Origin of the sequence: Geobacillus sp. ZGt-1, assembly GCF_001026865.1 — a bacterium.
Lineage (GTDB): Bacteria > Bacillota > Bacilli > Bacillales > Anoxybacillaceae > Geobacillus > Geobacillus thermoleovorans.
The window spans coordinates 1-696 of the sequence record NZ_LDPD01000075.1 but is presented as its reverse complement, the minus strand read 5'-3'; the positions used below and the strand labels follow the sequence as shown (position 1 = coordinate 696).

General features: G+C 43.8%; 1 pseudogene. It reads left to right on the top strand.

The features are described 5' to 3' along the window. Positions 1–641: pseudogene (locus tag VU18_RS15595) on the top strand (BREX-1 system phosphatase PglZ type A); the annotation flags it as partial. Between the last annotated feature and the right edge of the window lie 55 nt (positions 642–696).

Here is a 696-nt window from a genome sequence, read left to right as displayed (position 1 = left end):
TTTTATATCAAACTTCCCAAGTCGAGCAATTTCAGAAAGCAGAAAGTTTAAAGGGAGAAATTTATGACGGGAATCGTCGCTTTGCGATTGGGAAAAACTTAACGGTCCCTGTTGGCGCGATCAAAGCTTCTCTCGATTATTTAGGTGTGGATTGTGAAACAGTCATTGCAAAGGGGCTGAATCGCTTTACTGCCGGTGGCGGATTGCGGTTTGTTCATGGCGGTGCAATGCCGCAAGAAAGCATTATTCCGTTAATCGAATATCGGCAAATAAAAGGAAAAGCTCGTAAATCTGAAGCGGAACGGGTAAACGTACAGGTTGCTTCGATTCAAAAAGTCATTACGAGTTACCGATTTATCGTTCCGTTTTTCCAAGAAGAAAAAGTCTCATCTGAGCGGCAACCGCGAACGTTGCGGGCAGCATTTTACCGCAATAACGAGCGAATTTCGAATGAGGTAACGATTACTTTTGATTCCACTGGGGAAGTTTCAGAACGGCAGATAGAAGTGGTGTTTCATCTTTTAGAAGACCGGTATCGAATGGGAGAAATATGCGTTTTACGCCTAGAGGACGTATCAGGACGTACCACAGAGCTGTATGCCGAAGAGGAATTTGAGTTGAAGCTGTATAGTATTGAATGATCAAGCAAGCCTTTCTGGTCACATATAATCAGGTAGATTGCCGTCGTGCACATCG